This is a genomic window from Petrimonas sp. (genome assembly GCF_963921705.1).
GTDB lineage: Bacteria > Bacteroidota > Bacteroidia > Bacteroidales > Dysgonomonadaceae > Petrimonas > Petrimonas sulfuriphila.
Map to the genome: position 1 here is coordinate 2611092 of NZ_OY997410.1, position 23538 is coordinate 2634629.

The window sequence follows — 23538 nt, forward strand, 5'->3', positions numbered from 1 at the left end:
GTTTTTTTAAAATTTCTCTCAAAAAACATGAAAAAATGACAGAGCATCGGGTAAAACCATCGGTTAAATCCTTAATTAATAAGCAAAAAGTTATACCTTTGCCTCAGAAACTATTTTGAATTTTTAGAAAACATTCAATGCTTTTTTACAATCGTTTAAATAACAATCAATTAGTACTCGAATGAAAAAATTATTATTTATCACGTTAGCAACTATGGCCTTACTTGCTTGTAACAACGCAAAAACCGGGGAACAGGCCCGGGAAAACGGAGCTATTTTTTACACCGAATTCGACACACCGTTCGGGATGCCACCCTTTGACAAAATTTCCTTTTCCGATTTTAAGCCCGCATTTTTAAAAGGGATGGAAGAGGAAGCCGGCGAAATTGATTCTATTGCGAACAATACGGAAGCACCCACCTTTGAAAACACCATTGCAGCATTGGACAACAGCGGACGTTTACTGAACAGGGTTTCTCGCGTTTTCTTTGGTTTAAAGGGAGCTGAAACCAACGATTCTATCCAGGCACTGGCAGAAGAATTATCCCCGCTGATGTCCGAACACCGGGACAACATCAATTTTAACGACAAGCTGTTTGCGCGTATCAAAACGCTACATGATGACACAACGGGCATGAACCTGACTACCGAACAGTATCGTTTGCTGGACAACTATTATAAAGAGTTTGTCCGTTCGGGAAGCATGCTGGGCGAAACAGAGAAAAACAGGCTCCGTGAAATCAACAAGGAGCTTTCCTCCCTTACGCTTAAATTCGGGAACAACCTGCTGAAAGAGACCAACGGCTTTAAATTGATTATCGACAATCGGGAAGACCTGGCCGGACTCCCCGAAGGAGTAATCGCTGCCGCTGCAGAAACTGCCAAAAACGAAGGACAGGAAGGGAAGTGGGTTTTCACACTTCAAAAACCCAGCTGGCTGCCGTTCCTGCAGTACTCTGAAAAGCGGGAATTAAGGGAGAAACTATATAAGGCCATGTTCAACCGTGGCGACAACGATAACAAAAACGACAACAAGAAAATCATCAATGACATTGTGAACCTGCGCATCGAAAAAGCGCAAATGCTTGGCTACAAAACCCACGCCGATTTTATCCTGGATGAAAACATGGCGAAAACGCCGGCAAACGTCTACAAGCTACTCAACGATGTATGGAAATACGCTTTGCCACAGGCTAAGAAAGAGGCTGCCGAACTTCAGGCAATGGTTGATGCCGAAGGCGGAAATTTTAAAATAGAATCGTGGGACTGGTGGTATTACACCGAAAAACTCCGTCAACAGAAGTATGCCCTCAACGAAGAAGAAATTAAGCCTTACTTCAAGATGGAAAATGTTCGCGAAGGCGTATTTGAAGTAGCAAACCGCCTCTACGGTTTGAATTTCAAAAAGCTGGAAAACGTACCGGTTTACCACCCCGAAGTAGAAGCTTATGAGGTGCTGGATGCCGACGGCTCCCACATCTCGGTATTCTACACCGATTACTTTCCACGTGCAGGTAAAAATGCCGGAGCCTGGATGAGCAGCTTCCGCGGACAGCAAATCCGCAATGGCGAAAACATCCGTCCGCTCGTTTTCAACGTGGGCAACTTTACCCGTCCCACCGAAACCACTCCTTCACTGCTCACGCTGGACGAAGTGGAAACACTTTTCCACGAATTCGGACACGGTTTGCACGGAATGTTGTCTAACGTGACTTACTCAGGTGTTTCAGGCACAAGTGTTTCACGCGATTTTGTAGAACTACCTTCACAAATCATGGAGCATTGGGCATTCCATCCCGAAGTGTTAAAAATTTACGCCAAACATTATCAAACGGGCGAAGTAATTCCCGATTCATTGATCGCAAAGATAGACGCAGCGTCCAAATTCAATATGGGATTCATTACCACCGAGTTTGTTGCGGCTGCATTGCTCGACATGGACTACCACACACAAAGCGAAAAGAAGAGTATCGACGTTCGCGATTTTGAGAAAAAATCCATGGAGAAAATCGGACTTATCAGCGAAATTATTCCCCGTTACCGCAGTACCTATTTCTCGCACATCTTTAGCGGAGGCTACTCTGCCGGATATTATGCTTACCTGTGGGCAGAAGTACTGGATGCCGATGCGTTCCAGCCTTTCGCCGAAAAAGGAGTGTTCGATAAAGCAACAGCCGCCTCGTTCCGTGAAAACATTTTATCGAAAGGCAACTCGGATGATCCGATGACACTTTACAAAAAGTATCGGGGCGCAGAACCAAACCCGATCTATTTATTGAAAAACAGGGGATTTATACAATAATTAAATTCTATCCATTAACTCGTGGGATGACTTTCAGAAAGTCATCCCCATTCTGCAAAAATAATCCAACGATATTGTTCTTAAAAAGACAAAAAAAGTGTATATTTGCAGGCTCAAATAGAAAGGCATTCCAGATGCCTTTATTTTTGGCAAAAAAAATCGGATAAACATCTAAAAAAGAATAGATTAATACTCATATAATAAACGTAATATCGAAATGCAAAACAAAGGATTTATTAAAGTTTTCGCAATCATACTCACGCTTATCTGTTTGTTCTACTTATCTTTTACCGTAGTAGGCAGACAATACAATAAAAAAGCCGACGCGTATGCTAAAGGAGACTTGGAATTAAAGAATCAGTATCTCGATTCACTTTCTACCGAGAAAGTTTATTTAGGATACACATTAAAACAAATTCGCGAAAAAGAGATCGGTTTAGGACTCGACCTGAAAGGTGGCATGAACGTGATTGTGGAAATGGATGTTGCTCAGGTTCTCAGAGCGCTGGCCAACACCGACGACCCGCAGTTCAACCAGGCATTACAGGAGACCATTGTTCAAAACAGAAAAGGAAGTTCATCCGATTTCATCACTCTTTTCCGTCAAAACTACGAAAGAATAAATCCCGACGGTAAACTGGCAAATATCTTCAGCATCACTATGAGTGACCGGGTCGCCCCGACAGCAACCAACGACCAGGTAATCACTGTCCTCCGGCAGGAAGTAAAAAGCGCTGCCGATAACTCGTTTAATGTGCTCCGCACACGTATCGACCGTTTCGGTGTGGTTGCGCCCAACATTCAACGCCTCGACCAGGCAGAACGTATTCTTATCGAGATGCCCGGTATTACGGAACCCGAACGTGTTCGTAATCTTCTGCAAGGAAGTGCCAACCTGGAGTTCTGGAAAACCTACAACGTAAATGAACTCGGAACGTATTTCAACGAAATAAATACCCGTTCTGCAGAATATGCGCAGGCCGTACGCGGAGCTGCTGCAACATCCACAGATTCTACAACGGTAACAACAGACTCTTTATCGGTAGATTCACTGACCTTGGTTTCCACAGCCGCTGAAGGAGAAAAGCAGGAAATCAACAGAAGTTTCGTTGAATATTTTGCTCAACCCTATTTTGCCATGAGCGGTGCCAGCGGACCTATTGTGGGGACGGCCGCCAAAAACGATACGGCTGCAGTTAATTACCTGCTACAACGATACAAAGATATTTTTCCCGCCGACGTTCGTTTCAAATGGGGATTTAAACCCATCGACCAGCGTGAGACTTATTTTGAATTATATGCACTGAAAGGTGACGGAACCAGACGCGGGCCCGCCCTCGAAGGAGATGTTGTTACCAACGCGAAAGCCGACCAGGGACAACAAGGTTCAGCATGGGAAGTGAGCATGACCATGAACTCAGCCGGTGCCAGCCGCTGGGCAACCATCACAGGAGCAGAAAAAGGCAAATCCATCGCCATTGTTCTTGACGGTTACGTTTACTCTGCACCTACCGTGAATGACCGCATAGAAGGCGGACGCTCCTCCATTTCCGGACGATTTACCCCCGAAGAAGCGGGTGACCTGGAAAATGTATTGAAATCGGGTAAAATGAAAGCGGGTGTACGCATCGTTCAGGAAGACGTTGTGGGACCCTCACTGGGGCAGGAAGCCATCCGCGACGGTTTTGTATCGTTCGTCATTGCCCTTATCGTATTGTTTATCTTCACCTGTTTACTGTACGGAATTGTTCCGGGAATGGTAATCAACGGTGCACTCCTCATCAACTTCTTCTTCACGCTGGGTGTTCTGGCGGCATTCCAGGCAGTCCTCACACTGCCGGGCATAGCGGGGATGATCTTGTCTCTGGCTATGGCTGTGGATGCCAACGTGCTGATTAACGAACGTATCAAGGAAGAACTGGCCAATGGAAAATCGTTGCGTAAAGCACTGGAAGACGGTTATAAGAATGCTTTCTCTGCAATTCTCGACTCTAACCTGACAACCATTATTACCGGTATCATCCTGGCGATCTTCGGAACAGGTCCTATCAAAGGATTTGCCGTTACACTGATCATCGGTATTTCCGTTTCGTTCCTAACCGCCGTTTTCTTAACTCGTTTGGTTTACGAGTATCAATTTGAAAAAAACAGGTGGCAAAAACTCACTTTCAATACCGGATTCTCAAGAGCAATCTTTAACGTATATAACTTCGATTTCATCAAAAACAGCAAGAAAATCATACTGGCAATACTCATTTTTGGAGTTGTCAGCATCGGTTCACTCTTTACCTTGAAATTGAATACGGGTATCGACTTTACCGGTGGACGCAACTACATTGTGCGTTTCGACCAGCCGGTAAAAACAGGAGATATTGAACAAGCTTTGCAACCGGTCTTAGGCGGTTCGGCGCAGGTGATCACCATTGGCTCAAGCAATCAGGTGCGTATTTCTACCAACTATATGATTGATTCCGAAAGCGCAACCGTGGAAGACGATTTAGTTACACTGCTTGGGGAAGGGTTAAAAGATTACATTGCACCCGGAAGCAGCATCAACGACCACATCCTGAGTTCACAGAAAGTGGGTCCAAGCGTTGCTGAAGACACGATGAAGAATGCCTTCCTGGCGCTTACCATCGCTTTAATCTGTATGGGTATCTACATTTTTGCCCGTTTCCGTAATTGGGCATTCTCCGTAGGAACAGTTGCAGCACTATCTATTGACACGTTTGCCGTTATCGGTTTTTATTCACTTCTTTGGAAGGTAATGCCGTTCTCAATGGAAATCGACCAGACATTTGTTGCGGCTATCCTGACCATTGTGGGTTACTCCATCAACGACAAAGTGGTTGTGTTCGACCGTTTCCGTGAAGTACACCAGTTGTATCCCAAACGCGAACTGCGCGCACTGTTCAACGACTCTATGAACGCCGTGTTGGCACGTACCATCAACACCGGTTTGAGTACGATCCTGGTTATCTTGTGTATTCTGTTCCTGGGAGGTGATGCCGTAAGAAGTTTCGTGTTCGCCATGTTGATCGGGGTAGTTGTAGGAACTGTAACAAGTTTGTTCATTGCTTCACCTGTAGCTTACTCGATCATGAGAACGCAGCAGGAAAAGAAACAATTGGAACCTAAAAAATAAACAATATATTCAATTAGGTATTATTATGTTAAAACGGGTTGCCAGGCAACCCGTTTTTTTTGCATTTGAGAACAAAGTACTAATTTTACCGCGTAATAAATCACAAGATTATGAAAAAGACGCTATTTCCCTTTCTTTTTTTATGCTTTACCGTATACATAAATGCGCAACGTACCGCCAACGGGCTTTTTGTTACAAAAGATACCGTTATAGGAAAAGCGTTTGACGGAAACGATATTGTGGCCAAATGTTACCAGCCACAACACAAAATTTACCGGTGGCATTGGGATGGTTTTTCAGACAACCTATTACTCGAACTGAGACAGGCAAACAAGAAAGGAACCTCGTTCAAGAATGAAGGAAACGTCGTGATGATCGATCTGGAAGATAAATCTGTAAAATGGAGCCGGAATGTCAATTACAACAACTCCGAAACAAAACAACAGGGGAGGTACCTCTTTCTCGCCGAAAAAAAGAAAAACCTTTGCCTCGATCCCGAAACAGGAAAGGTACTTTGGGAGAACAAAAATGACTTTTATTTTATAGACCCGGAGCTGAACATAGGCGTGGGTTATCCGCTCCAAAGCATGTCGAATAACTTATCGGCCATCGATTTATCCAACGGAAATATTCTGTGGACCAAGCCGGTTGACCGGACACGCGGCTGGGACGATGCTTACATGCTGACCGACTCCATTCTTCTGGTGTCCGTAAACGGAATTCAGGCACTTGAACTGCCTACAGGAAAGAGCTGGTCGTACAAAGCAACCACCAGTCAAAAGAAGATCGGGAAAATGATCGCAACCAACGCCGCAGGTATTTTGCTGGGGGTTCTCACGGGAACCGTCATGTATCAAACAAACCCCGACGAGGTTACGGAAATGGTTTCAAATATGCTGATCGATGAAGAAAACACGATCGTTCTCGCTTCCCGAGATATGATTTCCCGGGTAGGAAACTCGGGAGAAATTCAGTGGAGTATCCCGCTACCTGAAAAAATCACATCGAAATCGTCCCTTTTCCTGAAAGATTCGGTCATTTATATGATCAATCGCGGTTATGCCTTCTACAACGGTGGTTTTTCCACGGTTGGCGACCCTTATTTCGCTGCTTTTAACCTTAATGACGGCACCCAACGGTATTTAAACATGATTCCCGAGAAAAAAGAGTTCATCCGGAATTTTCAGGTTATCAACGACGTGCTTTTCCTGGTTTTCGAAAACAAAATCGTCACCTATTCCCTTGCCGACGGCAGCCTGCTGACGGAAAAAATAATCGGTCTCGAGAAAGGTGAACGACTGGATACTTTTGTGGAATCCGGAATCTATGCCCTGCAGGGCGATTCTACTTTTATGGATTTGGCTGCCGCTTACCCCGAACAGAACCTGATAATGACGTCCGAGAATCGAGTCATCTCGCTGACTGACAGTTTAGAAACACTAATAACGTATGACAAGAAGGATGTTTTCAAAAAAACAATCGATAACGGCAATTATAAATTCCTGACTAACGATGAAAAAGAGTTCACCGTTTGTGATTATTCGGGAAAAGCGTTAATGAAATTTCGGGCATCACCCAATATGTTTATGAGAAACAACAAATTGTATGCTTTCGATAAAGATTTGTTTTGGGAATTAAGCCTAAGTGCGTTCGTACGATAAAAACTTGATGTAATTTTAGTCGGTTTCGGTTATTTTTTATAATTTTGCAACCCGAAACGTTGCCACAATAGCTCAGTAGGTAGAGTAACGCATTCGTAACGCGTCGGTCGCGAGTTCGAATCTCGCTTGTGGCTCTTTCACCAAAAGCCTTTAGCCGCCCGGCTAAGGGCTTTTTTAGTTGGTGCCGCAGATCTCCCGGATAAACCGTTCTTCCGCCTGATGCACCCAATCCCGGAAGTTTTCATCGGGCCGGTAATGCGGTATAAAGTTCAACAGTTTGTTCAGTTTAAATTTCGTACTGCTTATTCCCGCTCCGGAAAGGCTGGCATCATAAGCATTAAACTCCTGCTCCACGTGTACGGGAATCATCAGAATGGGTTTTTTGTAATAGAGTGCCTCGCACACCGACTCAAATCCCGAGGTGGTGGAATATGCCATACTACCCGCCATACTTTTCAGGAAAAGATCGTCATTGATGCGATATAGTATCAGGTTTTCGTCTATCACCGTCACCTCATCGGCATCCTTCTTGTCCCAGAAGAAGCGCAGCGGAATGTGGGGGTTTTTAGTGTGCCAGTCCAGCACTTCCTCGTAATATCCGGTATTGATCATATAGCCGTGGATATAATCTCCGTCGGAGGGTTCATTTTCAAAGACCTCCTGTCTGAGCAGTGGCGGAACAACCACCAGGTTCTTCTCAATGCTTCCGGGCATATCACGGAACGAAAGTGCCAAGATTTTGGACGAACACTGGCAGGTAACCTTCGTTATCATCCGAAGAAAATAATACTTGATGTCCTGTTCGCTGGTGGTTTTGTATTTCGGATTCAGCAGCATGTATTGGTGTGCGATGCTGATTAATTGAACATTTAACTTCTTATCAAACCGATAGGTTCTAAAAGCCACTCCGGTAATCATCTCATAAAAATTGACCACCGCGTCGGGACGATATTCCTCTATCTTGGATTTGACGAAAAGAATGCTTTTCCGAAAGATGAACGATTGCGAAAAATTACCAATGACGCTCAATACGAGGTTTGGCCGTTTTTGTTTGTATAATGCGGTGAAATTAGGGCTTCTAAAATCAAAAACAGGCGCATTGATTTTATCGAGATAAAACCGGGGAATTTGTCGCGAGTCGTCTTTACCCACCAATACGGCCACCACTTCGTGTCCGTGTTTTCTTAACATAGACGCCAATGCGAGCGATTGCGTAAAGTGTCCCCTGCCCTCGCCCTGTACGGTAAATAAAAATTTCACAGTTATTTATTCTTGATTTCGCGCAAAGGTATAAAATTATTGCCACATAACAGCCATAACCTCACACGGATTTACCGGTTGAATGTCAATGCTTCTCCCGGAGCAGATTCAACTACATTACCTTTATCAAACACCAGATTCCCGTTCACAAACGTTTTCTCGATGCTGTGCCGGAAAGTTTCACCTTCGAACGGCGACCAGCCACATTTGTACAGAATATTGTTTTTACCGACTGTATAGGGTTTATCAGGATTCACAAGCACCAGATCGGCAAAATATCCTTCGCGGATATACCCCCGGCCTTTCACCTGAAAAAGTTCTGCAGGCGCATGGCACATTTTTTCCACAACAAATTCTTTCGACCAGAGCCCTTGTAACGACAACTCCAACATAGCCTGCAGGGAGTGTTGAACCAACGGCCCGCCTGAGGAAGCTTTCAGACAACCGCCCTCTTTCTCGCTCAACAAATGCGGAGCATGATCAGTTGCCACAATATCCAGCTTTCCCGATATCAGCGCAGAACGCAAGGCATCACGGTCTGCACGCGTTTTTATCGCCGGATTCCATTTGATGCGTGTGCCCAACCGGGCATAATCCTCATCGGTAAACCAAAGGTGATGAACGCATACTTCTGCTGTTATTTTTTTGTCTTTTACAGACGACTTACTGAACAAACTCATTTCCCGGGCAGTGGAAAGATGCAACACATGCAGGCGGGAACCGTACTTGTCGGCGAGTTCCGCAGCTTGTGCCGAAGAGCGGAAGCATGCTTCTTCACTGCGGATAAGCGGATGGTACAGAACGGGAATATCTTCCCCGAACCGTTTCTTATAGTTATCTACATTTTCACGTATAATCTCTTCGTTCTCGCAATGTGTAGCAATCAACGAATCTACCTCTGCAAAGATCCGCTGCAGCGTTTTTGCGTTGTCTACCAGCATGTTTCCGGTAGAAGCGCCCATAAATACTTTCACCCCGCAAACGTTCTTTTTGTCGACTTTTTTCAGTTCCTTGATGTTGTCGTTGGTGGCACCCAGGTAAAACGAATAATTGGCAATGGATTTTTGTGCGGCCAAATCAAACTTTTCGTGCAAAGCATCTATCGTCACGGTTTGCGGGTTGGTATTGGGCATTTCCATAAACGAGGTTACGCCTCCAGCGACAGCGGCCCTGCTCTCCGAATAAATATCACCCTTGTGCGTAAGTCCGGGATCACGAAAATGCACCTGATCATCCAATACCCCGGGAATAAGGTACAAGCCCCTTGCATCGATAATGTCACCGCACTGCTGAAGGATAATTTCGGGGACTTCGTTCTCAAATACTTTCGAAATCCTGTCTCCTTCTACAAGTACAGAACCCGTAAAGGAACGGCCTTCGTTAATAAGGATTGCCTTATGGATAAGTTTCATAATTGTTTGGGTTTAATGTTGCCCGATATTTTTCTCCAGCGCAAATTCATAACACCAAAAAAAGCTTCCCCAAAAATGCTGCTGTTCATTTTGGAGGTCCCCAACTGACGATTTACAAATATCACCGATACTTCTTTTATTTTGAATCCCAATGCGTAAGCCGTATACTTCATCTCAATCTGAAACGCATAGCCTTTGAATTTTATATCGTCCAGGTTGATGGTCTCCAATACCTTTCGTTTGTAGCAAACAAATCCGGCAGTAGTATCCTTAATAGCTACCCCTGTTATCACCTGAACATATTTGGAGGCGAAATAAGACATCAAGACACGTCCTATAGGCCAGTTGACTACATTTACACCGCTGCAATACCGGGATCCCACCGACATATCAAACCCTTCATCGTGACAGGCAGAATAAAGCCTTGGCAAGTCATCGGGATTGTGGGAAAAATCGGCATCCATCTCGAAAATATAAGCGTAAGAACGGGCTAGAGCCCATTTAAAACCATGAATATAAGCGGTCCCCAAACCCAACTTACCTTCCCGCTCTTCCATAAAAAGCCGGCTTGAAAATTCCGTTTCTGCCAAATGGCGTACAATGGTTGCGGTTCCATCGGGCGACCCATCGTCTATAACCAGTATGTCAAATGGCTTTGACAAACCAAAAACGGTACGGATAATGTTCTCGATGTTTTCTTTTTCGTTGTACGTGGGTATAATTACAAGACTGTCGGACATGGTTTTGAAATTTATACCAAAAGTACATATTTTGTCGCAGAAAAAAAAAGAAATACAAAAAACTTGTTTTATAAATAAAAACATTGTATCTTTGCACCTCAATTAATGAAAACATATCGCGGAGTGGAGCAGTTGGTAGCTCGTTGGGCTCATAACCCAAAGGTCATAGGTTCAAGTCCTATCTCCGCAACTACTGAAGGAAAGTTTTAATACTTTCCTTTTTTCTTTTCTACGGGTTAACGCGTCAATCTTCCCAATATCTCCTGCATCTCCGGATCTGGTTTGTGAGCCTGCAGATAACCACGATAAAAAATGATCTGGTATCTTTATGGGCAAAAAAAATAAAAAAAATGGGAGACTCTCATTTTTTTTATACATTTGCAGTGTGAAAATCAAAACAAGAGACAATGAAAAAGTCGTTCTTTTTTATTATCATTCTGTTTATAAACACATTAAACAACCCTGTTTTTGCACAGCAAAAAGGAGGAGCGTCCTATTATGCCGACAAGTTTCACGGCCGGAAAACATCAAGTGGCATACCCTACCATAGAGACAGCCTCACTTGCGCTCACAAAACCTATCCGTTTGGGACCATACTGGAAGTGATAAATCCGAAAAACGGAAAGAAGGTACTGGTGGAAGTAACCGATCGCGGCCCATACTCCAGAAATAAAATCATCGACTTGTCGTATGCCGCTGCCAAGCAACTGGACATTATCCATCAAGGTGTCACTACGGTGGAGCTCAGCGAATGGATTTGGGACCTAACAAGATTCAAGCCGTTTGTTTTCGAATTCAACAATATCTTTGTGAAAGTTTCTCACCCGGCTGCGAAGAATTTGAAAATAGACAAAGAAAAAGTGCTGAAGTAAATTTCAGCACTTTTTTTGTTATTTATTCTCGTTGGAAAACGAATACGGAAAATCGGACTTTCGGATTCCCCTTGTCCTGTTCGGTTTATCCGACATCTTCACATCAATTCTGGCTCCTTCCATCAAATCCTGATGCTTCACGTAGTTTTTGGTATACGTTTTTCCGTTCAATCTAAAGTCCGAAATGTAACGAGTTGACTTACTGTTCCCTGGAGAATTTATCAGTAGTTTTCTCCCGTTTTCCAGGTGAACGGTTATTTTCTCAAACAACGGTGACCCCAGGATATATTCATCGCTTCCCGGACAAACCGGGTAAAATCCCATAGCAGAAAAAACATACCATGCCGACGTTTGCCCGTTATCTTCATCACCGCAATAACCGTCGGGAGCGGGCGTATAAAGTTTATTCATCACTTCACGCGCCCAGTATTGGGTTTTCCAGGGTTCTCCTGCATAATTGTAGAGGTATACCATGTGCTGAATGGGTTGATTCCCGTGAGCATACTGCCCCATATTCATAATCTGCATCTCCCGGATTTCGTGAATAGGAAATCCGTAATAGCTATCGTCAAAAACCGGTGGCATCTTGAAAACAGAATCCAGCATATTCACAAATTCCTTGTTTCCACCCATCAGATCGATCAATCCTTGCGGATCGTGAAATACCGACCAGGTGTAGTGCCAACTGTTGCCTTCGGTAAATGCATCCCCCCATTTCGTGGGGCTGAAAGGCGACTGAAACGTTCCGTCCTTGTTCTTGCCCCTCATCAGTTTGTACTCAGGTGAATACAAATTACGGTAATTTTGGCAACGTTTCGCGTATAGGTCGATCTCCGCCTGGGGACGGTTCAAGGCTTTGGCCAATTTATAAATTGTCCAGTCGGCATACGCGTATTCCAGCGTGCGCGCCGCATTTTCTTTGATCTTCACATCATAAGGAACGTAGCCAAGTGTATTGTAATATTCATGCCCCAACCGCCCGGTAGACGAGACCTTCGGATGTACATTCTCCGTTCCGTGTATCATTGCCTCATAAAGCGTTTCGATATCGTAGCCGCGTAACCCTTTCAGGTAAGCATCGGCCACCACCGAAGCCGAATTGTTCCCAATCATGATTCCACGGTGTCCAGGACTTGCCCATTCAGGCAGAAAGCCGCTCTCTTTGTACGTATTAATCAACCCCTCCTGAATCTCCTTGTTGACAGACGGGTACATCAAATTCAGCAAAGGAAACAGGGAACGGAATGTATCCCAAAATCCGGTATCGGTGTACATATATCCGGGGAGTACCTGCCCGTTGTAAGGGCTATAATGTATTGCATTTCCCTGGGCATCAATTTCGTAAAACTTACGGGGAAAGAGCGTTGAACGATAAAGGGTGGAGTAAAAAGTGCGTTTGTTGTCAATATTGTCATCTTCAATCTCTACTTTGCCCAATACTTCATTCCACGATTTTCTGCCTTCCTGCTTAACATTTTCGAAACTCTTGCTTTCAACTTCTTTTAAATTCTGCCAGGCTTGTTCGTAGCTGATAAAAGAGGATGCCACTTTTGCAACGACTTTCTCCCCTTTTTTCGTGGAAAATCCGATAAAAGCACCTGCATGATTGTCTTCCACCTTATGGATCCCTTGCAGTATCTCTCCGCTTTTCACCACAGATTTATATTCAAAGGGTTTATCAAAAACAATCACAAAGTAATTTTTGAAGTTTTCCGGCACTCCTCTGCTGTTACGTGTAGTATAACCGATGATGGCTTTTTTTTCCGCAAGAATCTCCACGGCCGAACCCTTGTCGAAAGCATCCACCAGCACGTACGAACGGGTTGTTTCCGGGAAAGTAAAGCGAAAGACAGCCGCGCGTTCCGTTGGCGTAATTTCGGTTGTCACATCGTAATCAGCCAGGTAAACACTGTAATAATAAGGTTTGGCTATTTCAGCCTTGTGTGAAAACCAACTGGCTCGCTTCTCCTCATTAAACTCAATTTTATCCGTCATCGGCATAATCGAAAACTGGCCGTAATCATTCATCCATGGGCTTGGCTGATGCGTTTGCTTGAATCCGCGGATTTTATCCGCATCGTAGCGGTAAATCCATCCATCACCCATCTTTCCGGTCTGCGGAGTCCAGAAATTCATTCCCCACGGCATGGCAATGGCCGGATAAGTATTTCCGTTGGAAAGTTCAAACTTGGATTGAGTTCCTACAAGAATACTCACATAATCAACCGGTTCTAATTTATCCTGTGCATGAACAAGATAAACGCTCAGCAACAAAAGAAGAAACACTGAATTTGATTTCATTACGCTTATTTTTAAGTGTTTAATAGGTTCATTTTATTTTCCTTCTCTAATTTAAGAATCAATTCTCCAAAAAGAGTGTTAACCCATGCGAACCATGTTCGTGTAAAATTTGCAGGATCATTTTTATGAAACGATTCATGCATGAATCCGGTACCGGCGTCAGTATCACGAAGCATTTGTATACAATGTCGAATCTCATCGTCGCTCTGGCTTGTAATTGCACGCAAAATAATACTCATGGGCCAAATCATATCATAACCGATGTGTGGTCCACCAATTCCCTCCCCTGCAGTTCCTTTAAAGAAATACGGATTATCTTTGCTCAACACGAAATTACGCGTATTTCGGTAGATAGCGTCATCGTCACATTCGCCACCCAAGTACGGAATTGCCAATAAACTTGGGACATTAGCATCGTCCATCAGGTAATAATTTCCAAATCCGTCCACTTCAAATGCGTAGATTTGACCGTGGTTGGGATGTGTGGTGACCGCATATTTCTTAACAGCTACATCAACCTCGTCGGCCAGGGATTTGCACTCTTTCGCAAAAGAAGCATCCTTGGTAACCGATTCCGAAATTTCGACCAATTGCTTCAGCGAGGTTACGGCAAACATATTGGAAGGAACCAGAAATCCAAAAGTGGTAGCATCATCCGAAGGACGGAACGAAGAAACGATTAATCCGACAGGATTCACAGGATTCCCCAATCCCTTATTATTTACCGTATCCAACTGGCGGTCGGTAACACGTAGGAAAGTATATGGCCCTTCATTTTCTTTTCGTTGTTGTTCCCTGAAGGTTTTCAACACCAATGCCATCGCTTTTCGCCAATCGGCATCAAAGACCGAGGTATCGTTGGTCGTTTTCCAATAATGGTAAGCCAGACGAATAGGATAACAAAGTGAATCAATTTCCCACTTGCGCTCGTGCACCTCGGGTTTCATATCGGTATTGTCCGTCCTCCATTCCCCTTTGGGATTAGGATTAGGATAAAATGCGTTCGCATAAGGGTCGACAAGTATACACTGCGTTTGCCTGTTTACAACGCCTGCAATCATCTGTTTGAGTTGATTGTCTTCGTTCATTAAAGGAAGATAAGGCCAAACTTGCGCCGAGGAGTCACGAAGCCACATGGCATCGATGTCCCCCGTAATTACAAAAGTATCGGGTTTCCCGTTTCTCATTGAAAAATTCACGGTTGTATCCAACGTGTTCGGAAAACAGTTCTCGAACATCCAAGCCAATTTTTCATCTTTAATCTTGGACTTAACCCTTGTGATGGTCGTTTCCACAGCCCTTGAAACAAATTTTCTTTCAGAAACAGGAGGCCGTCGTGACACATATTTACCCGCCTGGCCGGAAGTTGTGATTTTTCCTTTCGCCCAGGAAGGATTTACAGCCAAGGCCGTAAGCCCCAGGGCACTTTTTTTGATAAAATTTCTCCTTGAAGTCATTTTTATTCACTTAATTTTAGTAATGTCGCCGAGTCCGGCGAAAAGTTCAATCATACAAGCATTATCGAGCAACCATTTATAAGGTTGTGTCGACTTTTTCCTCCAGTCTTTTCCAAGCAGGTTATGCTCATCTGCTGTATTGCTCCAGGCAAAGTGAGCGTTTTCAAGCATGGATTGAATATATTTCTTGTTTCCGTCCACGATATAAAGCGCTTTTAATCCCCTGAAAAGTATTGCATTAAACCACGGAGTATCGGGATAGAACACTATTCTTCCCTCCGCAGTTGATTCAACAGTTGTAAAATATTGATAAGTTCCCGATGCTGTTTTTTGAGCATCAGTCAGGTATGTTCTGTCACCGGTAATCTGGTAAAGCAAAACTCCCGCTTCGATCATTTGCCCGCTGTTGTAAGTATATTTCCTTTTATCAATTTTTCCATCAAGCGCAACATTATCCCAATAAACAAAATCAGACCGGTCCAGTAAATTGTTTTTTGTCCAGAGATAAGTCTCTACTGCACGTGAAAGGAATTTTTCATCGCCGGTTAACTGATACAACCTGGCACTGAGTACGGCTGACGGTGCATTTGAACAGGTATTTTTACTGGTTTTCTTTTGCTCACACCAATAAATGCCCCCATTTAGACTGCCGTCCCAACCGCTATAAACAAAATCATATGTTTCAACTGCATTGTCGAGGTATCTTTTGTTTTTGGTACTTGCATACAAGGAACAAAAATCAAGCGCCAGCCATACATTATCGTCATAGAATCTGTCGCTGCGCCCCGCGAAAGTGGGATAGGACTGATAACCTCCGGGTTGACGCGATCTATCGAGGTATTTCTCCAATCCCGGCAACAACCGCTTCTCCATCAGATCAAGGTATTTTTGTTCTTTCGTAAGAGCGTACAGTGCAACCGTTCCGGAAATCACACCCGAGTAAGGCCATAAAAAAGACACTTCCTGTTTTTGTTTTTGAGTGCTCCCCTCAGCCAGGTAATTTACTTTGTGATCGGGATTTATCGGATAGGTTTCCGACAACAATCCGTGTTCAGGAACATCATAAAGTCTTATAACATTAGTGAGAATAAAGTCAGCAATCTGCTTTTCATTGCCTATTCCTTCCACTTTTTTACCTGGAACTCCGGCATAACCGGCACAGAAAAACAAACCGGTAAAAACAAAAATAAATATCAATATTTTTTTTGTGCCCACCATCTGATTTTGAAATAAAACAGCTAACAATTCCTTACGAAAAATCTATCGGCAATTTCTTGCGAAAAGCATCCTTGAAACACATCAACGTTTCGGTTCTGGCCAGACCAAGAGGTTGAAGCTGGCTGTGGATAATTCGAAGCAGATCTTTGTTGTTTTTAGCAAACACTTTAATTAACAGGTCATACTGCCCGGTAGTGTAATAACACTCCACCACTTCGGGGATTTTCTCCAATTCTTTCACTACGCTATCGAAAGACGAAGGTGATACAAGGAACAGCCCCACGTAAGCACACGTTTCGTAACCTATCTTTTCAGTATCAAGGATAAATTCCGACCCTTTGATAACCCCTAAATTGACTAACTTCTGTACGCGTTGGTGAATGGCCGCACCCGATACGCCGCATTCACGGGCTACTTCAAGAAAAGGAATTCGCGCATTGTTTACAATCAATTTCAGGATTTTCCCGTCCAGTTCGTCTAAATCATGATAAGCCATAGTTGTACTTTTAATTTGTTATAAAAACGATTATTTTTTTACAAAAATATAAAAAAACAGGTTTCAAATGGCAAAAAACGAATAAATTATTACCATTTAAGCGAATCGAGGGCGATAAATGCGAATAACGATGAAGCTGTCAACAATGCTTTCTCGTCAATGAGAAAAGTGGATGAGTGAAGCTTACCGCAATTTCCGTTTTCGGAAGCCACACCAAACCGGTAAAAACAACACGGATATTGTTGGGAAAAAAAGCCAAAATCCTCTGCTGTCATGCGTACGGGGTACTCCGAAACCCCGGCTTCGCCTAAAAATTCGATAGCCTGCGAACGTACTTTTTCAGTTACAGCAGCATGACTGACGGTGCACGGATAACCTTCAGGCATAACAATCTCACAGCTACACCCATAGGCAGCAGATACCGAATCAATAATTTGCGGGATGACACCAAGCATCTTCTGTCGTTCGCTTTCGTCCATACACCTGAGTGAGCCGGCAAGCACTACTTCCGAAGGAATAACGTTGGTTGCACCGTCGGCAATGAATTTTCCGAAGGAAAGTGTCATGGGTTGAAACGGATTTCTGCGGCGGCTGACCACTTGTTGCAGGGCGATAAGTATGTTCGAAGCAGCCAGCACCGTATCATTCAGTTCGTGAGGTAATGCCCCGTGGCCACCCTCTCCTTTCACCTTAATGTGAATTTCGTCGGCGGATGCCATTACCGTTCCGGTTTGGAATGCCACCATTCCGGCGGACAAATCCACGTAAGCGTGTTGTTTCACTACGAAATCGGGTTTAAAATCCCGAAAAACACCGTCTTTCAACATCAGGGCGGCTCCACCGGGCGATTGCTCCTCCCCGGGTTGAAACACAAACAATACCGTGCCGGAAAATTCACTTCGCAGCGAATTCACTATTTTGGCTGTCCCCATCAACGATGCCGTGTGTGAATCGTGGCCGCAGGCATGCATGATACCATCGGTCACCGATTTATACGGCACATCATTTTTTTCGTGTACAGGCAAAGCATCCATATCGGCAACAAAAGCGGCGGTTTTTCCACCCCCTTCTTTTTCACCTACGACCCACGCCAGAATTCCATATCCTCCGATATTTCTGCGGTACGGAATTTTTTCGATATCCAAAAACTCCGTAATGTACCTTGCCGTATTTTCTTCTTTATAGGAAAGCTCGGGATGTTGATGTAAATAGCGGTAATGTCCGACAATTTCGGTAAAAATTTTTTCCGATTCTTTTCTTATCATTACCGCATTATTTGCCATTTCCATCCGGTCTGTTACTTTGGGCATTATTCCCTGTGATTTACGAAAGTTTATGGATTACCAGGCCTGAACGAAGTTTCGGTTCAAACCACGTTGTTTTGGGAGGCATGATGTTGCCAGAATCAGCAATATCCATCAACTGCTTCATGGATACAGGATAAAGTGCTATCGCCAATGCCATTTCTCCGGTGTCCACCCGTTTTTTCAATTCTCCCAAGCCACGGATTCCCCCCACGAAATCAATACGCTTATCGGAACGCAGGTCTTTTATTCCCAAAATCTCGTCCAGGATAAGGAGGGATGTAACCGTTACATCCAGTGCACCTATAGGGTCGTTATCGTCATAGGTTCCGGGTTTTGCCGTCACACTGAATGAACGTCCGTCGAGATATACCGAGAAGTTGTGTAAGTTTCCGGGTTTCTGTATTTCGGAACCGGTAGGCTCAACCAGGAAATTCTTTTCCAGTTTTTTCAAAAATGCGTCAGGGGATAATCCGTTCAAATCCTTTACCACCCGGTTGTAATCGATAATTGTCAACTGATTGTCCGGAAAACAGACCGCCATAAAATAGTTATACTCCTCATCCCCCCTGTGGTAAGGATTATTCTTTGCCTTTTCAGCACCTACAAGGGCAGCCGCTGCGGAGCGGTGGTGTCCATCAGCAATATACATGGCCGGGAAAGTGGCGAAAATTTCGGTAATGCGGCGGATATCGGTATCATTGTCAATCAGCCAGAAATGGTGTCCTACACCGTCTACGGAAATAAAATCATATTCAGCTTCCTGCCTGATAATCCGCGCTATTATGGCATTAATCTCTTCATTGTAATGGTAAGCAAAAAATACGGGTTCAATATTGGCATCGTTCACACGCACATGCTTCATCCGGTCTTCTTCTTTATCGCGCCGGGTTAACTCATGTTTCTTGATTTTACCGTTTATGTAATCTTCCACGTAAGCACCGACCACCAGGCCATATTGCGTCTTGCCGTTCATTGTCTGTGCATACACGTAATACATTTCTTTTTCGTCCTGCACCAACCAGCCTTTGTCTTGAAACAACCGGAAATTCTCTGCAGCCTTCGCGTACACATCCTCGTCGTGTTCATCTTTTCCAACCGGAAATTCAATTTCCGGTTTAATGATTCGATAGAGCGATTTTTCATTTCCTTCGGCTTCCCGGCGGGCCTCGTCAGAATTTAGCACATCATACGGACGCGATGCTACCTCTTTTACGAATTGTTTGGGTGGACGAACACCCTTGAATGGTTTAATAATTGCCATTGTTTAAGATTAATATTATTTGTGAATACTGCTGCAAAAGTACTGTTTTTTTCCCAACCTTGTAGTTATTCAGCGAAATTGTTTAACTTTGGTGTGAGCAATCAAACACTTAGTATTATGGGTGGTGAAGGACACATGCTGGACATGATAAAGAAGCTGGAGCTAAACCGCACACAAAGAAAGGAGGTCGGAGGCGGAAGATTCAGGTCGCATAAGCGGCCGCGCATAACGGAAGAATACTTACGGAACATAGAAAGCGTTGAAATAGAAAAAGCTGAGGAAATTTCTTCACAAAAAAAACGGCAATATCAAATTATTGCCATTGTCTCCCTGATTATTGTTGTGGCAGCCCTACTTTTTTTCTTCATCCAGCTGTTTTCACACCGATGAGTTTTTTATACGGCAGGTAACACCTTCAAAATTTATTAAAAACAAATAAAACGTGAAGTAATATGATTCAAATTCCCGAACAAAAGATTATCAAGGCAGCCGAAAAAGGCATGGATGAATTTCTGAAGGTGTTTACCGATGCTTACCTGGAAGTGTTAGACGGGGGCATTACGGCAGAGAACATGCATAAGCTAAATGGTTACCAACACACGCTTCTGGCTTTCCGGTTTTTTACGGACGAAGTGCGCGAAGGGGGTTTCGTGCAGTTGATCCAGAACGGATACGGCGGGTACCTTTTTGACAACCCTGCGGCGAAGGCCTTGAAGTCGATGGGAGCTAAAGGGTTATCGAAAATCCTGTACAAAGCCAAGGAAATTTACGATAGCCACCGGGCTGAACTCGAGCGTGACACCACCGAAGAGGAATTCATGGCCATGTATGAACAATTCGAACAGTTCGATGAATTGGAAGAAAAGTATATGGAAATAGAAGAGGAAGAGACTACTGTTATTGCAGCATACGTGGATGAAAACATGGAAGATTTTGCGGAAGTGGTCAAGTGAATGCTGATAAAAAAAATTGCGTATCGACCGGCCAAAAGAAAATAAAGAGGATATTTTCCCTTTTCTCCCGCTACGGCATGCTGTTTCTTTTGGTTCTTGTCAAATTTGTTTTGCAGTACGTCATGGTCAATCCGGAATACGAACTGCACCGCGATGAGTTTCTCTATCTCGACCAGGCTTTTCATCCGGCTGCGGGGTACATTTCAGTGCCTCCTTTTACCTCGTGGATTGCCGCAATAATCCAGTTGTTGGGTGGAGGGTTATTCTGGGTACGTTTCTTTCCTGCCCTCTTCGGCGCGTTAACGGTCGTGATGGTTTGGTTCCTGGTGGAGGAACTGAAAGGAGGGCTTCCGGCCAAGATGCTTGCCTCAGTTTTGCTGATTTTTTCTCCTTTTTCCCGACTTAATATCCTTTTTCACCCAAACGCTTTCGATATCCTTGTGTGGACAATCATTTTTTACACGCTCGTCAAATTTATCACTTCCCAAAACAACAAATGGTTGCTCATGTCAGGGGTTATCTGTGCACTAGCTATCAACAATAAATACACGGTGTTTTTTCTTATCGCGGGGTTGTTAATTGGGTTACTTCTTTCTTCTCAAAGGAAAATTTTAACCCATAGATATTTCTATTATGCTGCGGGAATCTGCCTGCTGCTAATCCTGCCCAATATTATCTGGCAAGCCAACAATAACCTGCCGGCCTTTCATCACATGAAAGCGCTGAACGAAAGCCAGCTGTCTCACATCAGTCATGCAGAGTTTTTAATTACCCAACCCCGTTTTTTGATGTTTGGAGTATTTCCTGTCTTGGCTGCACTCTGGTCGTTTATCTTTTACAAGCCTTTTCGCCAATTCCGGTTCATCGGAATAACTTTCCTTGTCGTCCTTACACTGTTCACCCTTTGCAGGGCGAAGAGTTATTATGCGCTGGGGCTTTATCCCGTTTTGCTGGCTTTTGGCAGTGTTTATCCGGAACGCATGATCGGGAAAGGCAGGGTTGTGGTATTCTCGTTGCTGGGAGGGCTGAGCATGGGTGCTTTCCTTTTTCTCGGCCCTTACATCATGCCCTACCACTCTCCCAAATACATCGCGGAAAATCAGGAGTTCTATAACAAGATGGGGCTACTCGACTGGGAGGATGGTTCCCAGCGTCAACTTCCTCAAGATTTTGCCAATATGACCGGTTGGAAAGAACTGGCCGCAAAAACAAGAGAGGCTTACAATCAAATCCCTGATAAAGAGAAACAATCAACACTCCTGTTCTGTGACAATTACGGCCTTGCGGGAGCTATAAATTATTACAACAGGGATAAAGTGCCGGAAGCCTACTCGTTAAGTACCGATTACATTTTTTGGATTCCGCATTATCCAGTTATTCTAAACATTATCTGGATCGGTCCGGAACCCGACAGCACAACCCTCAACCTGTTCAGGAGTGTTCACCTGAAAGGCAAAATTGAAAATAAATATGCCGATGAATACGGAACCCGGATCTATCTTCTTAGCCAACCGAAAACAGATGTAACACCCGTGTTTTATAAAATGATTGAAGAAAAGAAAAAGGCAATGGATATTTTCTAGGGCTCCCTGCTATCTGCTCTTTTCTCCTCTTCCAGCAACTTTGCCGCTTCACAAACCTCCTTGTACCATTCTTCACCGAACCTACGTATAAGCGGCTCACGAAGAAACTCGTAGATCTTTACCCCTTCACGTTTTCCAAGTTTCACAGCGGGCTTGCATATCGACCAACGGTTGTAGTTTACTGCCGTAAATTCGCTCAGCTTCTGTAAACGTATGGGATAAAGGTGGCACGAAATGGGTTTCTGCACCTGAATACGGCCTTCGCGGCAGGCTTTTTCAATGGAACATTTGCATGTACCATCCGCATCAAAGTAGGTGAACACACATTCCCGGCCGTTGATGATGGATGTTACCAGTTCACCGTCATAATCGGTATAAGCAATGCCCTGTTCTTCAATAAGAGCCTGCGCCTTGGGCGACAAATCGTTCCATATCTCAGGCAGGATCGACTGTATTTGCTCAAATTCCTCCTGTTCCAACGGCGCGCCAGAATCACCTTCAACACAACAAGCACCTTTACATTTGGTTAAATGACAAATAAAATGCTCTTCAAAAATATCGTCTGATAATATAGTGTCTCTAATTTGAATCATCATTTTCAACTTTAACTTGTACCTTGTATTGTGAAAACAGGAAATAGGTCAACAACCCACTCACAATCATCACAATAAACGAAACCCACGTCAGGGGCTTATCTTCCAGTTGTTCCAGAAAATTGCTTTCTCCCCAGAAGTACGTGATCACAACCACAGCCGCATTATTCACAAAATGATAAAGCATGGGAATCCATAAATTTCGTGAATAAAGAAACAGGTACCCCAACACAGCCCCCATAACCAGTCGCGGGAGAAAACCATAAAATTGCAAGTGAATGGCACTGAAAATAAAGGCGGCTGTCCACACTGCCACATGGCCGTTACGCAACCATTTTTCGATAAGCTGTTGCAAGGCACCCCTGAAAAAAAGCTCTTCCACAAAAGCGGCGGCAGCAGCAATAATCAACAAATTCAAAAACAAGTCGGATAAGGTTTCCCCCGAAAGGAAGAGATCGGTAACATCCTTGGCGGCGTCCTCCATCTGCCGCATCCAATTCTCCACTCCCGTCAATGAGTCAGGAAGCACAATCTGTTCATTCCACTGAGCGATAACCGCTATTGCGGGATAGGAAACTCCAAAAATTAAAAAACCGTACAGAAGACCTTGCGACATTTTTCGGGTTTTCCTTACCCCCATCATCTGCATCGGCTTATCCGCAATCCATAGACAAAGAGTGTAAGCGGGCAGAAACATCACAAAAATATCCTGCAAGATAATGCTGAACCGATAATACCAGATGCTTCCCTCTGCGGATGGCAGTGAAATTCCGGCCATGAACAAGATGGCTCCGGCCACAAATGAGCCCATCAGGGAGAACAAAAGCAGGTAGATAATTCTTGCACGCTGTGAGCTATGTTCGAGTATTTTTTGCATGTTTTGTAATTTCGAGCTGCAAAGATAGCTAAAATAGGGTGAATGCGAAGGGCTTATTTTGCATTGTTTAAATAATTAACTCTCAAATATTTTTTGCAGT

General features: G+C 44.0%; 18 protein-coding genes and 2 tRNA genes. 9 read left to right on the forward strand and 11 right to left on the reverse strand.

Going from position 1 to position 23538, the window contains the following annotated elements:
* The first annotated feature begins 181 nt into the window (after nt 1–181).
* The 4 genes from AACM02_RS10930 (at nt 182) to AACM02_RS10945 (ending at nt 7242) form a co-directional block, all read left to right on the forward strand.
* Nucleotides 182–2302 (forward strand): M3 family metallopeptidase, encoded by a 2121-nt coding sequence (locus tag AACM02_RS10930; protein ID WP_332457436.1) that lies wholly within the window; start codon nt 182–184, stop codon nt 2300–2302.
* Between the two features lie 217 nt (nt 2303–2519).
* Nucleotides 2520–5447 (forward strand): protein translocase subunit SecDF, encoded by a 2928-nt coding sequence (secDF, locus tag AACM02_RS10935; protein ID WP_339116994.1) that lies wholly within the window; start codon nt 2520–2522, stop codon nt 5445–5447.
* Between the two features lie 110 nt (nt 5448–5557).
* Nucleotides 5558–7108: a PQQ-binding-like beta-propeller repeat protein gene (locus AACM02_RS10940; RefSeq protein ID WP_214061942.1), complete on the forward strand. Its 1551-nt coding sequence runs from the start codon at nt 5558–5560 to the stop codon at nt 7106–7108.
* A 61-nt stretch (nt 7109–7169) separates the two neighbouring features.
* Nucleotides 7170–7242, forward strand: a tRNA-Thr gene (locus tag AACM02_RS10945).
* A gap of 40 nt (nt 7243–7282) precedes the next feature.
* Here the strand turns inward: AACM02_RS10945 and AACM02_RS10950 are convergent.
* From AACM02_RS10950 to AACM02_RS10960, 3 genes are all read right to left on the reverse strand, one after another.
* Entirely contained in the window at nt 7283–8368 is a 1086-nt protein-coding gene (locus tag AACM02_RS10950; RefSeq protein ID WP_339116995.1) for a glycosyltransferase family protein, read from the reverse strand.
* 71 nt (nt 8369–8439) lie between these two features.
* Nucleotides 8440–9780: a dihydroorotase gene (locus tag AACM02_RS10955; protein WP_339116996.1), complete on the reverse strand. Its 1341-nt coding sequence runs from the start codon at nt 9778–9780 to the stop codon at nt 8440–8442.
* Nucleotides 9777–10520: a polyprenol monophosphomannose synthase gene (locus AACM02_RS10960; protein WP_332457438.1), complete on the reverse strand. Its 744-nt coding sequence runs from the start codon at nt 10518–10520 to the stop codon at nt 9777–9779. The genes AACM02_RS10955 and AACM02_RS10960 overlap by 4 nt, the downstream gene beginning before the upstream one ends.
* A 117-nt stretch (nt 10521–10637) precedes the next feature.
* On the opposite strand from AACM02_RS10960, the gene AACM02_RS10965 reads away from it, so the two are divergent.
* A tRNA-Met gene (locus AACM02_RS10965) sits at nt 10638–10710 on the forward strand.
* Nucleotides 10711–10927: 217 nt separating this feature from the next.
* Nucleotides 10928–11392 (forward strand): septal ring lytic transglycosylase RlpA family protein, encoded by a 465-nt coding sequence (locus tag AACM02_RS10970; RefSeq protein WP_339116997.1) that lies wholly within the window; start codon nt 10928–10930, stop codon nt 11390–11392.
* An 18-nt stretch (nt 11393–11410) separates the two neighbouring features.
* Here AACM02_RS10970 and AACM02_RS10975 read toward each other — a convergent pair whose 3' ends face one another.
* The 6 genes from AACM02_RS10975 to AACM02_RS11000 all read right to left on the reverse strand — a co-directional run bounded on the left by AACM02_RS10975 (nt 11411) and on the right by AACM02_RS11000 (nt 19432).
* Complete coding sequence (locus tag AACM02_RS10975; RefSeq protein WP_339116998.1) at nt 11411–13693, reverse strand: GH92 family glycosyl hydrolase; 2283 nt, start codon at nt 13691–13693, stop codon at nt 11411–11413.
* Between the two features lie 11 nt (nt 13694–13704).
* Nucleotides 13705–15150: a glycoside hydrolase family 125 protein gene (locus AACM02_RS10980; RefSeq protein ID WP_339116999.1), complete on the reverse strand. Its 1446-nt coding sequence runs from the start codon at nt 15148–15150 to the stop codon at nt 13705–13707.
* 6 nt (nt 15151–15156) lie between these two features.
* On the reverse strand, nt 15157–16368 hold the full coding sequence (locus AACM02_RS10985) for a glycoside hydrolase family 76 protein (RefSeq protein WP_339117000.1): 1212 nt from the start codon (nt 16366–16368) through the stop codon (nt 15157–15159).
* Nucleotides 16369–16399: 31 nt separating this feature from the next.
* Nucleotides 16400–16864 (reverse strand): Lrp/AsnC ligand binding domain-containing protein, encoded by a 465-nt coding sequence (locus AACM02_RS10990; RefSeq protein ID WP_339117001.1) that lies wholly within the window; start codon nt 16862–16864, stop codon nt 16400–16402.
* An 89-nt stretch (nt 16865–16953) separates the two neighbouring features.
* Complete coding sequence (locus AACM02_RS10995; protein ID WP_339117002.1) at nt 16954–18174, reverse strand: M20 family metallopeptidase; 1221 nt, start codon at nt 18172–18174, stop codon at nt 16954–16956.
* Between the two features lie 13 nt (nt 18175–18187).
* The gene (locus AACM02_RS11000; protein WP_214062791.1) at nt 18188–19432 is read right to left on the reverse strand and encodes a DUF1015 domain-containing protein; all 1245 of its coding nucleotides are present in this window, start codon (nt 19430–19432) and stop codon (nt 18188–18190) included.
* A gap of 93 nt (nt 19433–19525) precedes the next feature.
* On the opposite strand from AACM02_RS11000, the gene AACM02_RS11005 reads away from it, so the two are divergent.
* The 3 genes from AACM02_RS11005 (at nt 19526) to AACM02_RS11015 (ending at nt 21968) form a co-directional block, all read left to right on the forward strand.
* Entirely contained in the window at nt 19526–19822 is a 297-nt protein-coding gene (locus AACM02_RS11005; RefSeq protein WP_339117003.1) for a hypothetical protein, read from the forward strand.
* A 62-nt stretch (nt 19823–19884) separates the two neighbouring features.
* Complete coding sequence (locus AACM02_RS11010) at nt 19885–20385, forward strand: DMP19 family protein (protein WP_339117004.1); 501 nt, start codon at nt 19885–19887, stop codon at nt 20383–20385.
* A gap of 77 nt (nt 20386–20462) precedes the next feature.
* A complete protein-coding gene (locus AACM02_RS11015; RefSeq protein WP_339117005.1) occupies nt 20463–21968 on the forward strand; it encodes a glycosyltransferase family 39 protein in 1506 nt (501 codons plus the stop codon).
* On the opposite strand, the gene AACM02_RS11020 is transcribed toward AACM02_RS11015, so the two are convergent.
* Nucleotides 21965–22561: a DUF3109 family protein gene (locus AACM02_RS11020; RefSeq protein ID WP_332457446.1), complete on the reverse strand. Its 597-nt coding sequence runs from the start codon at nt 22559–22561 to the stop codon at nt 21965–21967. The genes AACM02_RS11015 and AACM02_RS11020 overlap by 4 nt on opposite strands.
* On the reverse strand, nt 22548–23438 hold the full coding sequence (locus AACM02_RS11025) for a CPBP family intramembrane glutamic endopeptidase (protein ID WP_332457447.1): 891 nt from the start codon (nt 23436–23438) through the stop codon (nt 22548–22550). The genes AACM02_RS11020 and AACM02_RS11025 overlap by 14 nt, the downstream gene beginning before the upstream one ends.
* Between the last annotated feature and the right edge of the window lie 100 nt (nt 23439–23538).